Annotated in this window: 12 protein-coding genes; 5 read left to right on the top strand and 7 right to left on the bottom strand. The window is 33.9% G+C overall.

The window, feature by feature from the left end:
- The first annotated feature begins 142 nt into the window (after window positions 1-142).
- Window positions 143-2,272: a S9 family peptidase gene (locus FA045_RS00165; protein WP_136873207.1), complete on the top strand. Its 2,130-nt coding sequence runs from the start codon at window positions 143-145 to the stop codon at window positions 2,270-2,272.
- 52 nt (window positions 2,273-2,324) lie between these two features.
- Here the strand turns inward: FA045_RS00165 and FA045_RS00170 are convergent, their stop codons facing one another.
- Entirely contained in the window at window positions 2,325-2,552 is a 228-nt protein-coding gene (locus FA045_RS00170) for a hypothetical protein (protein ID WP_136873209.1), read from the bottom strand.
- A gap of 113 nt (window positions 2,553-2,665) precedes the next feature.
- Between FA045_RS00170 and FA045_RS00175 the strand changes: the two genes are divergently transcribed.
- Window positions 2,666-3,328, top strand: a complete 663-nt coding sequence (locus tag FA045_RS00175; protein ID WP_136873211.1) for an NAD-dependent epimerase/dehydratase family protein — start codon at window positions 2,666-2,668, stop codon at window positions 3,326-3,328.
- Between the two features lie 49 nt (window positions 3,329-3,377).
- On the opposite strand, the gene FA045_RS18780 is transcribed toward FA045_RS00175, so the two are convergent.
- Entirely contained in the window at window positions 3,378-3,551 is a 174-nt protein-coding gene (locus tag FA045_RS18780) for a hypothetical protein (RefSeq protein ID WP_169304992.1), read from the bottom strand.
- 151 nt (window positions 3,552-3,702) lie between these two features.
- On the opposite strand from FA045_RS18780, the gene FA045_RS00180 reads away from it, so the two are divergent.
- Both FA045_RS00180 and FA045_RS00185 read left to right on the top strand, forming a co-directional pair.
- Window positions 3,703-4,287: an RNA polymerase sigma factor gene (locus tag FA045_RS00180; RefSeq protein WP_136873213.1), complete on the top strand. Its 585-nt coding sequence runs from the start codon at window positions 3,703-3,705 to the stop codon at window positions 4,285-4,287.
- The gene (locus FA045_RS00185) at window positions 4,284-4,775 is read left to right on the top strand and encodes an anti-sigma factor family protein (RefSeq protein ID WP_136873215.1); all 492 of its coding nucleotides are present in this window, start codon (window positions 4,284-4,286) and stop codon (window positions 4,773-4,775) included. The genes FA045_RS00180 and FA045_RS00185 overlap by 4 nt, the downstream gene beginning before the upstream one ends.
- 35 nt (window positions 4,776-4,810) lie before the next feature.
- On the opposite strand, the gene FA045_RS00190 is transcribed toward FA045_RS00185, so the two are convergent.
- The 3 genes from FA045_RS00190 to FA045_RS00200 are packed head-to-tail and all read right to left on the bottom strand — an operon-like array spanning window position 4,811 to window position 8,163.
- Window positions 4,811-5,386 carry a DUF2911 domain-containing protein gene (locus FA045_RS00190; protein ID WP_136873216.1) on the bottom strand — a complete coding sequence of 192 codons (576 nt, stop codon included), beginning with the start codon at window positions 5,384-5,386 and terminating at the stop codon, window positions 4,811-4,813.
- A gap of 22 nt (window positions 5,387-5,408) precedes the next feature.
- Entirely contained in the window at window positions 5,409-5,588 is a 180-nt protein-coding gene (locus FA045_RS00195) for a hypothetical protein (protein WP_136873218.1), read from the bottom strand.
- Between the two features lie 52 nt (window positions 5,589-5,640).
- On the bottom strand, window positions 5,641-8,163 hold the full coding sequence (locus FA045_RS00200) for a glycoside hydrolase family 9 protein (protein ID WP_136873219.1): 2,523 nt from the start codon (window positions 8,161-8,163) through the stop codon (window positions 5,641-5,643).
- A 555-nt stretch (window positions 8,164-8,718) separates the two neighbouring features.
- Between FA045_RS00200 and FA045_RS00205 the strand changes: the two genes are divergently transcribed.
- On the top strand, window positions 8,719-11,304 hold the full coding sequence (locus FA045_RS00205) for a phosphoenolpyruvate carboxylase (RefSeq protein WP_136873221.1): 2,586 nt from the start codon (window positions 8,719-8,721) through the stop codon (window positions 11,302-11,304).
- Between the two features lie 66 nt (window positions 11,305-11,370).
- Here the strand turns inward: FA045_RS00205 and ybeY are convergent, their stop codons facing one another.
- Both ybeY and FA045_RS00215 read right to left on the bottom strand, forming a co-directional pair.
- Complete coding sequence (gene ybeY, locus FA045_RS00210) at window positions 11,371-11,799, bottom strand: rRNA maturation RNase YbeY (RefSeq protein WP_136873223.1); 429 nt, start codon at window positions 11,797-11,799, stop codon at window positions 11,371-11,373.
- A 99-nt stretch (window positions 11,800-11,898) separates the two neighbouring features.
- Complete coding sequence (locus FA045_RS00215; RefSeq protein ID WP_136873225.1) at window positions 11,899-15,216, bottom strand: DUF4175 family protein; 3,318 nt, start codon at window positions 15,214-15,216, stop codon at window positions 11,899-11,901.
- Window positions 15,217-15,366 lie beyond the last annotated feature (150 nt).

The following is a 15,366-nucleotide window of genomic DNA, read 5'->3' on the forward strand; positions in this document are numbered from 1 at the left end:
AATGATGCGTAAGTACTCAAAAATTTATGCAGATAAATTGCAAATAGACTACTTTAATAATTCTATTCTGTATTATTACTAATACGATAAAATGCAAATGGCTAAAAGATATTAATTTTAGGCTTAATGAAAATTAAAGTATATGAATAAATATCTACTTACCCTTGCTGGTTTATCTTTTTTGGTATCAGCAAATGCCCAAGTAAGCATTACTGCCCAAGATTACGAAAGAGCAGAAAGCTTTATGAGCTATAACACAGAAAAATATATTGATGGCACACCCGGCAGAATAAACTGGTTAGCTAACGATCAATTCTGGTTTACCGTAAAAATTCAAACCGGAACAGAAACCTATTTAATCGACCCTGCAAAGAAAACTAAAACACTCACAACCGAATACAAAGAAACGGCATCAACAGGCGGAAGACGTTTCGGGAATAGAAATGAAGTTTTATCGCCCGATGGCAAAAAAGCTGTTTTTATTAAAGATTGGAACTTATACGTAAGGGATGTTGAAAGTAAAAAAGAAACTCAATTAACCACTGATGGCATAAAAAATTACGGTTACGCTACTGATAATGCTGGCTGGACAATGAGTGATGGCCCAATTGTTAGATGGTCTCCTGATTCTAAAAAAATTGCTACTTTTCAGCAAGATCAACGCGAAGTGAGCGATATGTATTTGGTTACAACAAACGTTGGTGCTCCGGTTTTAGAAGCTTGGAAATATCCTTTGCCAGGCGATAAAGTTATCCCGACGATTAGAAGGGTGATTATTGATGTAGAGAATACAAAAGTAATCAGTTTAAACATTCCTGCAGATCCACATCGTGCTAGTTTAAGTGATGATATTGCAAGCAGCGGCACTTTTGATGACATTGATTGGAAAGCTGACGGCTCAGAAATGGCTTTTTTATCCACTTCTAGAGATCATAAAAATTCTAAGTTTCGTATTGCAGATGCAACAACCGGAACCGTTAGAGAAGTTTTTGAAGAAACCGTTAAGACGCAGTTCGAATCTGGTAGAGGAGCAATTAACTGGCGTTATTTACCGAATACAAAAGAAATTTTGTGGTATTCTGAACGTGATAACTGGGGCCACATGTACTTATATGATTCGCAAAGTGGCAAATTAAAAAATCAGATTACCAAAGGCGATTGGTTAGTAACGCGTTTACTTAGGGTTGATGAAAAAAATCGATTACTTTATTTTATGGGTTGTGGTAGAGAAGCCGGCAATCCATACTTCCAATACTTATACAAAATTGGTTTTGATGGAAAAGGCTTAACATTGTTAACTCCAGAACAGGGTAATCACAGCATTGCATTTTCTCCATCAGGTAATAATTTTATCGATACTTACTCGCAGCCAAATATACCTGCAGTAATGAATTACAGAACTTTAGCAGGTAAATTAATTACTGAAGTTGGTAAAACCGATGTTTCGAGATTAGCTGCTACAGGTTGGAAAGCACCAATTCCAGTTAGCGTAAAAGCGCATGATGGCACTACAGATATTTATGGCTTAGTTTTTACACCTACCAAAATGGATGCCAATAAAAAATATCCTGTTATCGATTACATTTATCCTGGTCCGCAGGGCGGAAGTGTTGGCAGTTGGTCTTTTAACGCTTCAAGAGGAGATCATCAGGCATTGGCCGAATTGGGTTTTATCGTGGTTGTAATTGAAGGTACAAGCAATCCATTTCGTTCTAAAAGTTTTCATGATATGGCTTATGGAAACATGGCAGAAAACACTTTGCCTGATCAGATAACTGCAATTAAGCAATTGGCTAAAACTTATCCGATAGATACCAATAAAGTAGGTATTTGGGGCCATTCTGGAGGTGGTTTTGCAACCGCAGCGGCTATGTTTAGGTTTCCCGATTTCTTTAAAGTAGGCATAGCCGAATCGGGAAATCATGACAATAGAAACTATGAGGATGATTGGGGCGAACGCTATAATGGTTTAGCCGAAAATGTTGATTACGAAAAACAAGCCAATCAAATTTATGCTAAAAATCTAAAAGGAAAACTGATGTTGGCTCATGGAATGATGGACAATAACGTACCCCCATCAAACACGATGTTAGTTGTTGATGCATTAATTAAAGCCAATAAAACCTTCGATTTATTGTTATTTCCAAATAGCGCACATGGTTTTGGGCCATACTCACCTTATATGATGCGTAGGCGCTGGGATTATTTTGTACAACATTTGCTAAATGCGCCGCCACCTTATGATTATAAAATGGGTGCAGCTAGAAACTAAGAATAAAACTAACCAAAAAATGCTGTCAAATTATTTGGCGGCATTTTTTTTGTTAAAGCGTTTCCTTTTCTTTTAGCTTTTTAACATGATCCGCCAATTGATAGCTCGTTCTTTTCCCTTTTTTATCTTTATCTAAGTATAAAAGTACTATTAAGGAGATTATGGGAATAAGAAAGGAGATAAAAAACCAGAACCAAAAACTTTTACCTATACTTTTTGCATAAATACCCGCAACTAATTGAGGGATTAAAAGCACGGATAAAAGGATTAACTCTGGCATTTTGTAAAGGTAAACATCTACTTAAAAAACAATAACCAAGATGAAGGGTTTTAATAAGCCAACCAAGATTGAGGATGTTGGTTTAAACACTAAGTAATACTTACCTTTAGCTAATGTCAGAAAAAATAAAAGCCATTATTACAGGCACAACAGGAATGGTTGGCGAGGGCGTTTTACATGAGTGTTTACAAAGCGAAAAAGTTGAGTCAGTTTTGGTAATTAATCGTAAAACTTGTGGTTATACTCATCCGAAACTAAAGGAAATTATTCATCAAGATTTTTTTGATATTTCTGCTATTGAAAATGAATTGACAGGCTATAACGCTTGCTATTTTTGCTTAGGTATTACATCGGTTGGTACCGCAAAAGATATTTATTTTAAAATGACTTACACCCTAACCATGCATGTAGCAGAAACTTTAAGCAGGTTAAATAACGATATGACTTTCTGTTATGTTTCTGGTGCAGGTACAAATAGCAGCGAAAAAGGAGGCATTAACTGGGCAATTGTAAAAGGAAAAACAGAGAACAATTTAATAAAATTACCTTTTAAACAGGTTTTCAATTTTAGACCAGGCATTATTAAGCCAACCAAAGGATTAAAATACACACAACCTTACTACAAAGCTTTTATGTGGTTATTTCCCATATTAAAAGCCATCAATAAAAATAGCTTTGTAACCTTAAAAGAAATGGGATTAGCGATGATTAACACTTCAAACTATCAAAATGAAAGAAAAATAGTAGAAGTAAAGGATATTAAAACACTAGCATAATAAGCATAAAAAAGCCGATGAGTTTTAACAACTCATCGGCTTTCTTTCTTTATTGACCTCTTTTTCTTTCGTTATCTTTATTTGATGTCTGATCAGATCTTTGTCCGCCAGCATTTGTAATGCCATTTTGCTTTTTGTCTACTTTTACATCGTGATTTGCTCTATCAGCAACTGAACCACCTTGCACATGTGGATTGTTTTTTGGGGTGTTTACATTTTTCATAATATTTATTTTTAAGGTAAATGATAGGCAGAGCGATACCATCATAACCCTAAAACTTTGTGATTTGTTTTAAACATTAAACCTAACCGAGTATTAAAATTTTTAAAATTACTGTAACCTTGTATTAAATCATGTGGTCTTAGTTGTATAAATGCAAGAGAAAGAAACCGATTTAGAACTTATTAATGCTGTGCTAGCTGGCCATACTGCCCAGTATGCGGTATTGGTTAAACGCCACCAGCGTTTTGTGTTTACATTGGCTATTCGTTTTGCAAAAAGCAGAGAAGATGCAGAAGAAATAGCACAAGATTGTTTTGTTAAAGCATACAGGGCATTAGGAACGTTTAAGCAAAATGCTAAATTTACAACTTGGTTGTATACCATAACTTATACCACCGCAATGACTTTTTTGCGCAAAAAAAGATTAGATACGCAATCTATAAATGATGATGAAAATGTATTGCAAATAGCCAATAACGGAACTGATTTTGATGCAAGCAATTTTGCTGAGAAAAAATCTAGTTACTTTTATTTAAACCAAGCAATTGATATGCTTTTACCTGATGACGCAGCTATTATCACCCTCTTTTATAAAGGCGAACAAAGTTTAGAAGAAATTGGAAAAACACTTAATATGGCGCCAAATACAGTTAAGGTAAAATTGCATAGGGCAAGGACAAGATTAAAAGAAAAATTACAATATTTATTAAATGATGAAGTTAAGGAATTGATATGAACAAGATAGAAGAACAACTTTGGAACTACATAGATGGTAATTGTACTGCAGAAGAGCGTCATCAAATTGAAGCAGAGCTTTTAGCTAATGAGCATTACCAAAAGATTTATCAAGAATTATTGGCTGTTAACGCCGCTTTAAATCATCTTGAGTTTGAAGAACCATCAATGTCTTTTAGTAGAAATGTGATGGAGCAGATTAACCTAGAAATTAAGCCTATTGCGCTAAAAACCAAGGTTGATAATCGAATTGTTTACAGCATAATGGCATTCTTTTTAGTATCAATGTTAGGTATAGTTGGTTATGTTATTTCGCAAAGCGATTTTAGTTTATCGGCTTCATTTTCAAAAATTAACTTCCAGTTTGATACTGAAAAACTAATAACCCCAACATTTTTTAAGGCGTTTTTAATGATAGATGTTGTTCTCGTTTTGCTTTTTATAGACAACTACCTCAGAAAAGGTTTAACACAAAAAAAGGGAGTTTAAAAACTCCCTTCAATTATATTAGTTACCACTATATTTTATTTCTTAAAAACAATTGGCAGCATTACCTGAGTTTTATCCCAAGCCATAAACAAATTTGCACCTTCAGTAGATTCTGCAAATGTCATTGAAAAATTTTCTACTACCTTTTCGGTTTTAGTAATCGGAACCACAACTCGAGCAACGTCATTTACTTCATCGTAACTAAAAGCTCCCCATCTATCGGTCTGTTTATTTACAATTATCGTCCAACTGTCTTTTGTTGGTATAGCAAACAAACTATAAGTGCCTGCTTTAATTTTTTTATCGCCTATAGTAACTGTTTTTGCAAAGCTAATTTCGGTATTTTCATTAGCCCCTAAACGCCAAACTTTATCAAACTGTTCTAATACGCCAAATACTTCTCTTCCTTTTTTTGCTGGGCGAGAGTAAACTATTTTAATAATTGGCATAGATGGATCACCCTTTTTTACTTTTACAGCATTTAAAGGATAATACAAAACATCTAACGGACTAGCATCTAAAATTGTGTATTTTACAGGCGTTGCCGTAGTTTGGGCATTAGCCGAAAAACTAATAACCGCCAAAAACAGACCTAAAACTATATTTTTCATAAGCTTAGAATTTGGTAAAGAACTAGTAATGGCGCCCTTTTACAACTTTATTTAAAAATACTGCACCGAAAATTAAGCCGAAAATTCCGCCTAAAAGGATGTATCCAAAGTGAGTAGTAACTGCAAATACGACTAACATACCTGCTAAAATCCCTACTACATACCAAACCCATTCAAAATTGTTATTATTTTCTGTACTCATTTTTTTTTGATTTATGCCAAAGGTAAATATTTATTTAAAAATATTTTACGTTTTAAAGCGCTGGTTTTAATAAATCGTTGATTTTGACAAGTTCATAACCAGAAGTTTTAAGAAATTTTACGAGTTGGGGTAATTTGTTGTAAAATTTATCCTTACGCCTTGGGTCGGTACCGATATGTAGCAACAACACAAATCCGTTTAAACCATTTGTGTTGCTGTTATGGTAAGTTGTAATTGAATTTAAAATTTCATCGCTACTGCGATAGCTTTTACCCAATTCTGGATAAGTATAATCTGCATTAGATCTTGTTCCAGAAGAAAAGTTGACGAGCTGTAAATCGATACTTTTTGTCCAATCTGCAATTTGTTGATTATACCATTCATAAGGTGGTAAAAAATAAGAAGCATCATCTTTTTTAATCCCAAACATTTGCATAGCCTTGTAATTATCCATTAAATCTTTTTTAAATTGATTTTCTGTAACCAGCAAACTGTCTCTTTTTGTCCAATCGTTATACAACAAATGATCATTAGAATGAGCACCTAAATAGTTACCATTTGCTTTTAGATCTTTAATCAGGCTTTTAAATTTTGGATTATTGTAAAATCTTCCTGTTAAGAAAAATGAAGCTTTTATATTTTCACTAATTAATGTTTTTTTGATGCTTTCTCCACCATCTGCAAATTCATCACCAGTAAAAACTAAGGCAATTTTCTTTTGTTTAATATCACCTCTGGTTATAGCGCCTAGTTCTGTTTTAAAATTGTTGCTAGTTTGTTTTGCTCTACTATCATACGCAGCAAGTAGGTAAATTAACGATGCTGTGCCATCCATTGTAGGTTCGTTTGTGCTATAATCGCCATAATCATCGTGGTAAACCGCCAAATCACTCTGAAAATCTGAGTAAGCATCTGGTTTTGTTAATTGTATGCCAATTAAGTTTTTATAAATACTGGTATAAACTGGCCCATCAACTAAGCCACCATCAATTGGATATTGTTTTAAATGTGTAAAAGCAGAATGCGGATCGGTTGGTGTATCTCCCCAACTTGGCAAACCATAAACCATGCTTGTTCCCCATGGGTTGCAACCAAAAATCCAATCGAAATTCGCTTGTTCGAGTTCATTAAAACTTTCATCGCCAGATAACTCTTTATACCACATGCATTGTTGTGCAAACGCAACAGTTAAATTATTACTACACCAAATAAACGGCACACCGCGATAAAATGCATTTTGTTTAGCTCTAGCCCAAACCTGCGCTATACCTTGTTTATAATAATTAATGAGCTGTTTTTTGTTACTGCCCGATGATTGTTTAGCCAACTCATAATGCCCAATATTTACAAAAGGATAATATTGATAATGATTAGCTGTATCTTTTGTAAGCCAAGGGGTTATGGGTTCTTGTTTAGCGTATGTTAAAGCCGTGTTAACATTTCTCTGTAACGATTGAGGTTTTACTAGATGCATTGAGGCATACGCGAGTTCCATGTCATCAACCCAATTGTCTTCTGCATAAATATAGGGCGATTTTACAGATGCTGTTTGCGTTACACCTAATTTGATCTGCGAGTAACTCATCGCACTAAAAGCTTTCTGAGTTAGTTTTTTTGCGTATTCTTCATCAGTTGCTGAGAATATATTTGATCCCAAAGCAAAAGCACTTGCAAATTTTGCTGCAGTAGAGCTTGTGCCTTTGGTGTTATTCATAAATTTTCCACGTTGTTGTGGCTCACCTGTAATTAAATACAATGGTCGCTCAAAACCTTTTCCATATTGGTTATCTTCTTTTGGTATCCGCATCGAACTATGGTCTCTATCATCCGCCAGTTGATTAAACATGATGTTGTCTCTTGGATGCATTTTCAACAACCAATCCAATCCCCATTTGGCTTCATCTAAAACATCGGCCGTGCCATTTCTCCCTTCTAATCCATTTGCTTGTTTAGTATCGGCAAATGCCTGAGGAAAATCTCGATACGCCATTAATAAGTGATAAGTGGCATTGGCCGATGTTGTTGAATATTGCAAATAATCGCTGGCATCGTGCCATCCGCCAGTTGCATCAAAATAGGTGCTGTCTTTTATGCCCGCTTTAGCTCCGTAAACTACAAATCCATCGTGTGTGTGGCAGCTATCTTGCAAAAAAGGATTAAATCCACTTCGTTGTTGGCGCATGTATCGCAAGGCGAAGTCTGCCGTATTTCGGTAAACTTCATCGCCAATAATTATTAATGGAGATTTTACTTCCGCAATGCGGATGAAATATTTTCCTGGTGTTTTAAAATCTGAGAAGTTTAATCTAGCAGTTGCTTTAAATGGACCATATGCACCAAAGGTTTTAACACTTGTTGAAGTATGAACTACTTTACCGCTTTGGTCAACTAACTCAAATTTTTCTGGAATGTGATTAGTTTTACTCGCCCAAATGGCAACTTTACTAGATTGAGGTTGATAACCTAATAAGTTTATTCTTACCCAACTATTTGTAGAATCGATGTTGGGTTTTGGGGTGAAAGAAGTTAATGTAAGCATCAATAACAATGCTTTTAGATAGGGTTTATTTTTCATCAAGCTACAATTTGCGTTTTGGTTAGTTAAAGATAGCTATTCTATTTTTAGTGCTCTTAAAGGCAAGTAGCAATTCGAGATGTTCTGAAAGGCATCTGAATGAGTAATCTTACGGATTTGAAATCCGCGTTATCAAAAGCTCGAGATGCGCTACGCTAACATTTAGAACAGCTGTTTAAGCTAATAGAGTTATGTAGCAAAAGAAAAAATCTGTTTAAAAATAAAACGATCCCGACATAATGCCAGGATCGTTTTTCCCAAAAAATTAACAATTAGTTGCAAAGCTACTCTTACACTAAACTTTGCGATACTTTTAAAAGATTTGTTTAACCTTTAATGAAATACAAGGTAAGAATTTTTTTCAAAAATTTAAAACTTTTTCCTCGCAAAAATTTTGTTAGTATTACTACAAAGCAAATAATGATTTGAAAATTATAAAATTAGATGAATTAAATAGTTATCACATATTTTAAAAAATTGATAGCATATTGTCATTTACATAAGTAAATTGGTAATTTTTTTGGCTATTAGATACAATTTTCTTACCTTTTGAGCATGCAATCATTACAACCAACTAGTCAAAGAGAATCTGTTTTTAATAATGAGGTGATATCTCGTTTCGAATTATATAACAGTTTGTTTTTAACCTTACCATTTTATAAGGTTAAAGACACGGGTACTTTATTACCGTTATTTATTAAAAGTTGTGAAGATGGCGTTAAAAATCACGAAACTCCAGCAAAGCTGATTGAAGATTTTTTTGGCAAGTATACACCAAATACGAATACTCAAGATATTATCGACTTACTGTTTAGATTTATACAATACATTGAACGCCAAGTTGTGCTTTTTGATGCTGTTGAAGATGCTTCCTTTAATAAACTGAACATCGCCGATGAGCAAAGTTCTTTAAGAGCCTTGTTTTTAAAAGCAAATGATGATAAAATTTTACATGAAAAAGTAGATCAACTGATTGAGGATTTTTCCTTGCGGTTGGTTTTAACAGCACACCCTACGCAGTTTTATCCGGGCAGTGTATTGGCAATTATTAACGATTTAACTGCTGCAATTAAGATTAACGACATTACCACCATTAATCAGTTATTGCAACAATTGGGCAAAACACCATTTTTTAATAAAAAAGCGCCAACACCAGTTGATGAAGCTTTAAGTTTATCGTGGTATTTAGAAAATGTTTTTTACTTCGCCGCAGCAAATATTCAATCTGGATTAAACAATCTTTTGTCTGAATACCACATCGACCCTAAAAAAATTATAGAACTTGGTTTTTGGCCAGGGGGCGATAGAGATGGCAACCCAAATGTACATGCAGAAACTACGTTGCAAGTTTCTAAAATGTTGCGCCAAATTTTGTTTAGGTGTTACTATCGTGATTTTAGGAATATTAAACGCCGTATTACTTTTAGAGGTGTAGAAGATGCAATGGGTCTTTTGCAAGATGTGTTGTACAAAAATGCATTTGATAGCAATTTAGAACCACAAGATATATCGAGTTTTATAATTGAAAATTTAAATAAAATTCATGATACTTTAATTAAAGAACATGATGGCTTATTTGTTGATTTAGTGAGCAACTTAACCCGAAAAGTTGAATTATACCGTAGTCATTTTGCATCGTTAGATATTAGACAAGATAGTAGAATATTGCGTGATGTACATACGTATTGCCGTCAGCAAAAACCTATTAACTCATTGTTTCCAGCAAATTATAATGAGCTTTCTGAGGTAGAGAAAATTAAAGCTCTTTCTTTTAGAAATGCTAAAATTAAGTATGCCGATGAGCAAGACAGTTTAACCCAAGATACACTTCAAACCATTGCTCAGATTAAAGAAATGCAACAAAGCAATGGCGAAATGGCTTGTCATCGTTTTATTATTAGCAATTGCCAACAAGCGAGTGATATTTTGCAGCTGATTGAATTATTTTTATGGAACGGTTGGGAGGCAGATGAATTAACAATTGATTTTGTACCTCTTTTTGAAACCGTTAATGATCTATCCGGTGCAGCCGAAATTATGGAAACCTTATATACGCATCCATTTTATAAAAAACATCTGGCAAGCCGTGGTGGAAAACAAGATATTATGCTTGGTTTTTCTGATAGTACAAAAGACGGTGGTTATTTAATGGCCAATTGGTCTATTTTTAAAGCTAAAGTAGAATTAACCGAAACTGCCGAAAAACACAATATTAAATTAGCCTTTTTTGATGGCCGCGGAGGGCCTCCTTCTCGAGGTGGTGGTAAAACGCATCGTTTTTATGCTTCTATGGGTAAAGAAATTGCGAACAAAAACATTCAATTAACTATACAAGGACAAACAATAAGCTCGCAATATGGCTCTATTGATAGTGCTGCTTTTAATATTGAGCAATTGATTAATGCCGGAATTTCATCTGGAGTTAAAGAGAAACATAATGTTTTATTAGACAAAGCAAATTACGATACTTTAGAAGTAATGGCTAGCGATAGTTATGACTCATTTTTAGCATTAAGAAAACATCCGCTGTTTTTATCATACTTAGAAACTTTATCGCCATTAAGCTTATTATCTAAAATTACCATAAGTAGCCGCCCAGTAAAAAGAAACTCTGGTGAAGCTTTGAAGTTAGAAGATTTAAGAGCGATTAGTTTTGTTACTTCTTGGAGCCAATTGAAACAAAATATCCCAGGTTTTTATGGTATTGGTACAGCTTTAAAAAACCAAGAAAAAGCTGGCAACTGGGCTCAGGTAGAAAAAACATACCAGCAATCGGGCTACTTTAAAACCATCATTGATAATTGTATGATGTCTATGAGCAAATCTGATTTCTCGATAACCGAATATTTAGCCAACGACAAAAAATTCGGTGAATTTTGGAAAATGCTACATCAAGAGTTTGAACTTTCGAAATCGATGTTATTGAAATTAGCTGGTCACCATAGTTTAATGGAAAATTATCCGGTAGAAAAACGATCAATTGCTGTGAGAGAGAAAATTATCATGCCTTTGGTATTGGTGCAGCATTATGCTTTAGAAAAATTGCAACACGAGCTAACAGATGAAAAGCGCCAAGCCTATGAAAAATTGGCAATAAGAACCGTGTATGGTATTGTTAATGCGGGAAGGAATTTAGCTTAATACCTATTCATTTTAACTTGTCGAAGGCTGAATTATAACTTTCGGCAAGTTTATTTTTGCTTCAAATTAAATGAGCGAAAGTTTTGCCAAATAAAAATCTTCTTTCTCTGTCATTAAAGTTTTAGCTTTTTTGGTTTTGTCTTTATAACCTAGCAAATGTAAAGTTCCGTGTATAATTACCCTACACAACTCATTTAGCGTAGCTGATTTAAAATTGGCAGCGTTTTCTTTAATTCTTTCTATGCTGATAAAAATATCGCCTACAATTGTTTTAAGCTCTTCTGAGTTATCGAAAGTAATTACGTCTGTATAATCGTCATGTTGCAAAAAATCTTGGTTTATACGCAACAAATACTCATCAGAACATAAAATGAAGTTAAGTTCTTCTAATTTGAAACCTTCTTCTACAATAGTTGCTTCAATCCATTTTTTAATAATGGTTTTGTGTTTAAGCGTGTAAGTAACTTCTTCGGTAAAAAAATTGATTTTTGGCATTTTAATTTTTATTTAAAACGTCATTGCGAGGAACGAAGCAATCTTAATGCGCTAATGATTCATCAAAAAGGAGATTGCTTCGTTCCTCGCAATGACGACCTAACGAGTTGGCGAATTTAGCAATTTAAAATATTCGGCGATTTTGTTTTTGTAGTAATAATTTAAGTTTGGCGGTAATTTCTGTATCAATTCGCTTTCACTTTGCTGTTCTTTTTTAAATTTCTCTAGTAACTGTTTGTAAGATGGTGGAAACTCTTTTGCAGCATTACTTTCTCTTTTCGAATCTTCATCTTGCTCACGTTGTGCCTTATCTGCATCAAGTAATTTAGTGTTTAAATTTTTCTGACGGTTCATGGTTTCTTCGTTAATGCGTTTGTTTACCAAATCATTTTCCGTTTTTTTCATTTCCTCAGCCATTTGGTTTAAATTACCCAATGAGCCCTTGCCATCCTTATTTTCTTCTTTATTAATTTTTTGCATGGCCTCTCTAATCATTTGCTGTTGTTGCGCCATTTTTGCAAATTCTTGGCTCATCTGGCCTTTTGGTACAGTACCCATATTACCTTCTTTTTGCATTTTATCTCTGGCATTTTGCATCCGCTGATTAAGCTGTTCTTGCATTTTCTGCAAATCTTTCATGCTTTGTTTACCTTTTTTACCCTTCCCAGCTTTAGCATTCTTCTGTGCATTTTGCATTTGTTCCAATGCCTCGTTCATCATCAAGGCTAAATTGTTTAATGATGTCATGGCAAACTGTTGCGATCGGTTGGCTTCTGCAGTTCTTCTATCGCCTAAAAAATCTATCGCTTTATTAATATTAAAGTTGATTTTCTCTACCTCAGCATTTACTGTACTTTCTATTTGGGGCACACGTTTACTCAACGAAAACAAACTATCGGCTATGGTTTTCATATTGTCTTTGATTGTGTTTTGCTGTTGTACGTTTGGCACATAAGCAGGGTCGTTACTTGCCATTCGGCGTAAAGCCAACATTACTTTCTCTTGCTCAAAAGAAGTGCTTAATAAATTCTCCAACAATCTACGTAACTCCTCGGCATTGGTTTTAGATTCCTCTTCTTCGCCCTGCTGTTGGTTTTGTTTCATCTTTTGGGCAAGTTGTTGCATTTGCTCGCCTGCCTTTTGTTGTTTTTGGGCTGCCTTTTGTTTTTCGTTTTTGTTTAGATCTTCTTTGCTCTCTTGTTGGTTTTTTTCAATTTCTTTAGTTTCTTCTTCCGGATTTTTAAAGTCGTTGGGCTTTTCTAATTGTTCATTTTTCTCTTCCAGCTTCGCTAATTCTTTCTGCAAATCTTTAAAATCTTTATTTAATTGATCTTGTTTATTTTTAATGTCGTTTACATCAGCATTTTTCTCTTTGCTTTGTTTACTTAGCTCTTGCTGTTGTTTAGCCATTTCTTCTAAACGATCTATTTTATTTTGCAGATTTCGCTCAAATTCTAACTGTTTGTAAAGCTCTAAAATTCTGTCTAGCTCATTTTTTAAGGTTTTGTTGTCCATTTGCATTTTAGATAACTCTTCCTTTGTTAAATCCTTATTGTTCTGCTCCATTAGTTGTTGCAGTTTTTTCAATAAATCTTTAGTTTTTTCATCTAAAACATTGTTAAACAAATCGTCAATCTGTTTTTGTTTCTCTTTTAACTCATCGTTTAAGCTATTGTTCTCTTGTTTTTCGAGGTTGTTTTTATTGTTTTGATCTTTGATGTCTTTTACCGCGTTTTCTAATTCTTTCTGCTTTTCTAAAAGCTGCTCAATTTGTTTTTTATCTTCAAAAGTGAGTTGCTTTTTATCGAGCAAATCTTGTGTTAGTTTCTTGCTGTCTTTTTCGATTTTTTGAGCCAACTTAATGGTAGCATCCATCTTTTTCTTTAGCGCTTCGCTTCCTTCCGCTAATTTTTCGGCAACTTGTTGTTGTGTTGGTACTTGATAAGTTTTAACCTCAGAACGAGAAATTTTAGCTCCATTTACACCATCATTATCAGCAACTTCAAAATAATATTCTAAAACCTGACCAGGCTTAACGTTTAGCTCATTCAAATTCCAGAGGAAAAAAAAAGCGTTTTCTAGCACATTATTTTTAATGGCAATGGTGCTGCTTTTTTGTGCAACAAGCTTTCCATCTTGCTTAATGTTGTATTTAAATTTTAATGAAGAAAAACCATAATCATCAGCTATGCTACCAGAAAAATATAAAGCTTTTGAGCTAATAGAATCTGCAGTTTCTACCACGTTGATATTAGGAAATTGATCTGCAATTACCGCAATTTGATGTGTTAAAGAATCGGCATTGCTTACATAATTATTTTTTGGAATAACTCTATAGGTGCTATTCTTTTTTAAGGTAGAGGTAAAGCTTGCCAAATCATCTTCTACTTTTAAATTGTAGGCTTGATTTTGCAAAATAAAAGCCAGACTTTCGCTGTTTTCGGTTTTAAATTCCCAAGTTATTTTAGTTCCTTCCGGGATTAATAAATCGCCTACATTATTTATAATATCATTTTTCCTGTTCAAATAATTGGGATAAATTACTTTAGCCGTCATGTTTAGTAATGATGGGCGGGGTTTAACCTCTACCAAAAAAGCAGCAGAATTAAAACCTCCTCCAGAAAAACGCAGCGTTTTATTTTTTTGGATATTTTTAAAAGTGTAAGTAAAATTACTAATGTTTTCTTTCGCTAATTTATAAGTGTTGGCGCCATCTTCCACATAAATATCTTGTGGAAACTCATCGCCAGTTAACTTTAGTTTTAAAGTCAAATCATCGCCCTGCGTTACCGATAAATTTTTATTTAAAACTTTAAATTCGAACGGGGCTTTTGGTAAAATTTCTTCGTTGTACTTAATAAAACTAGCTGTACCTTCTTTTAAAATGGCAGGGGCAACTAAACCAATCAGTAATATAATAGCCAATGGCAATAAAATGTATTTGATGTGCTTTTTATTCTCCTTTAAATTAATAGCATTTGAAAAAGGAATTGGTCTTAAATCTCCAATTTTTTGGTCTATACCTGCTAAAATTAGTGCGCTATTTTGCGGAGAAACATCAGCCAATGCTTTTAATTGAAGCGTATTAAGCAACCTATCTTTTACGTTAAAAAAATGATTGCCAATAAGCTCAGAAGCTTGTTCTATACTAATTGTTTTACCAAGTTTAAAGTAAGAAAGTGCAGGTTTAACAATCCAAAAAACTACTGCTGCTAATGAAATTATAAGAAAGGCGAAAAACAGCAAGGTTTTGGTAGTAACACCTGGGTAGGTGTAATAAATTAGCACAAATAAAACCAAATACAAACCTAATATTGTTGCCGCAGCATAAATGCTTCCACGCAAAAGTTTATTGAGGTAAAACTTTTGTGTAAATTCATTTATTTTGGCAATTAAAAGGTCGTAGTTGCTGCCCATGTTAAGTTAACGCATATAAAGGTAAAAATTGTGTGGTTAAATATGCAAAGCTTCAAGTATTTAATAGTTTTCATTTAAACTTTGATAAGTTAACAATAAATCAATACAAATACTGTTTCAAAATCTTACTTTTAATTTTCAAACCACAAT

The sequence above is a fragment of the Pedobacter cryotolerans genome, from assembly GCF_005116475.1.
Taxonomy (GTDB): Bacteria; Bacteroidota; Bacteroidia; order Sphingobacteriales; family Sphingobacteriaceae; genus Pedobacter; species Pedobacter cryotolerans.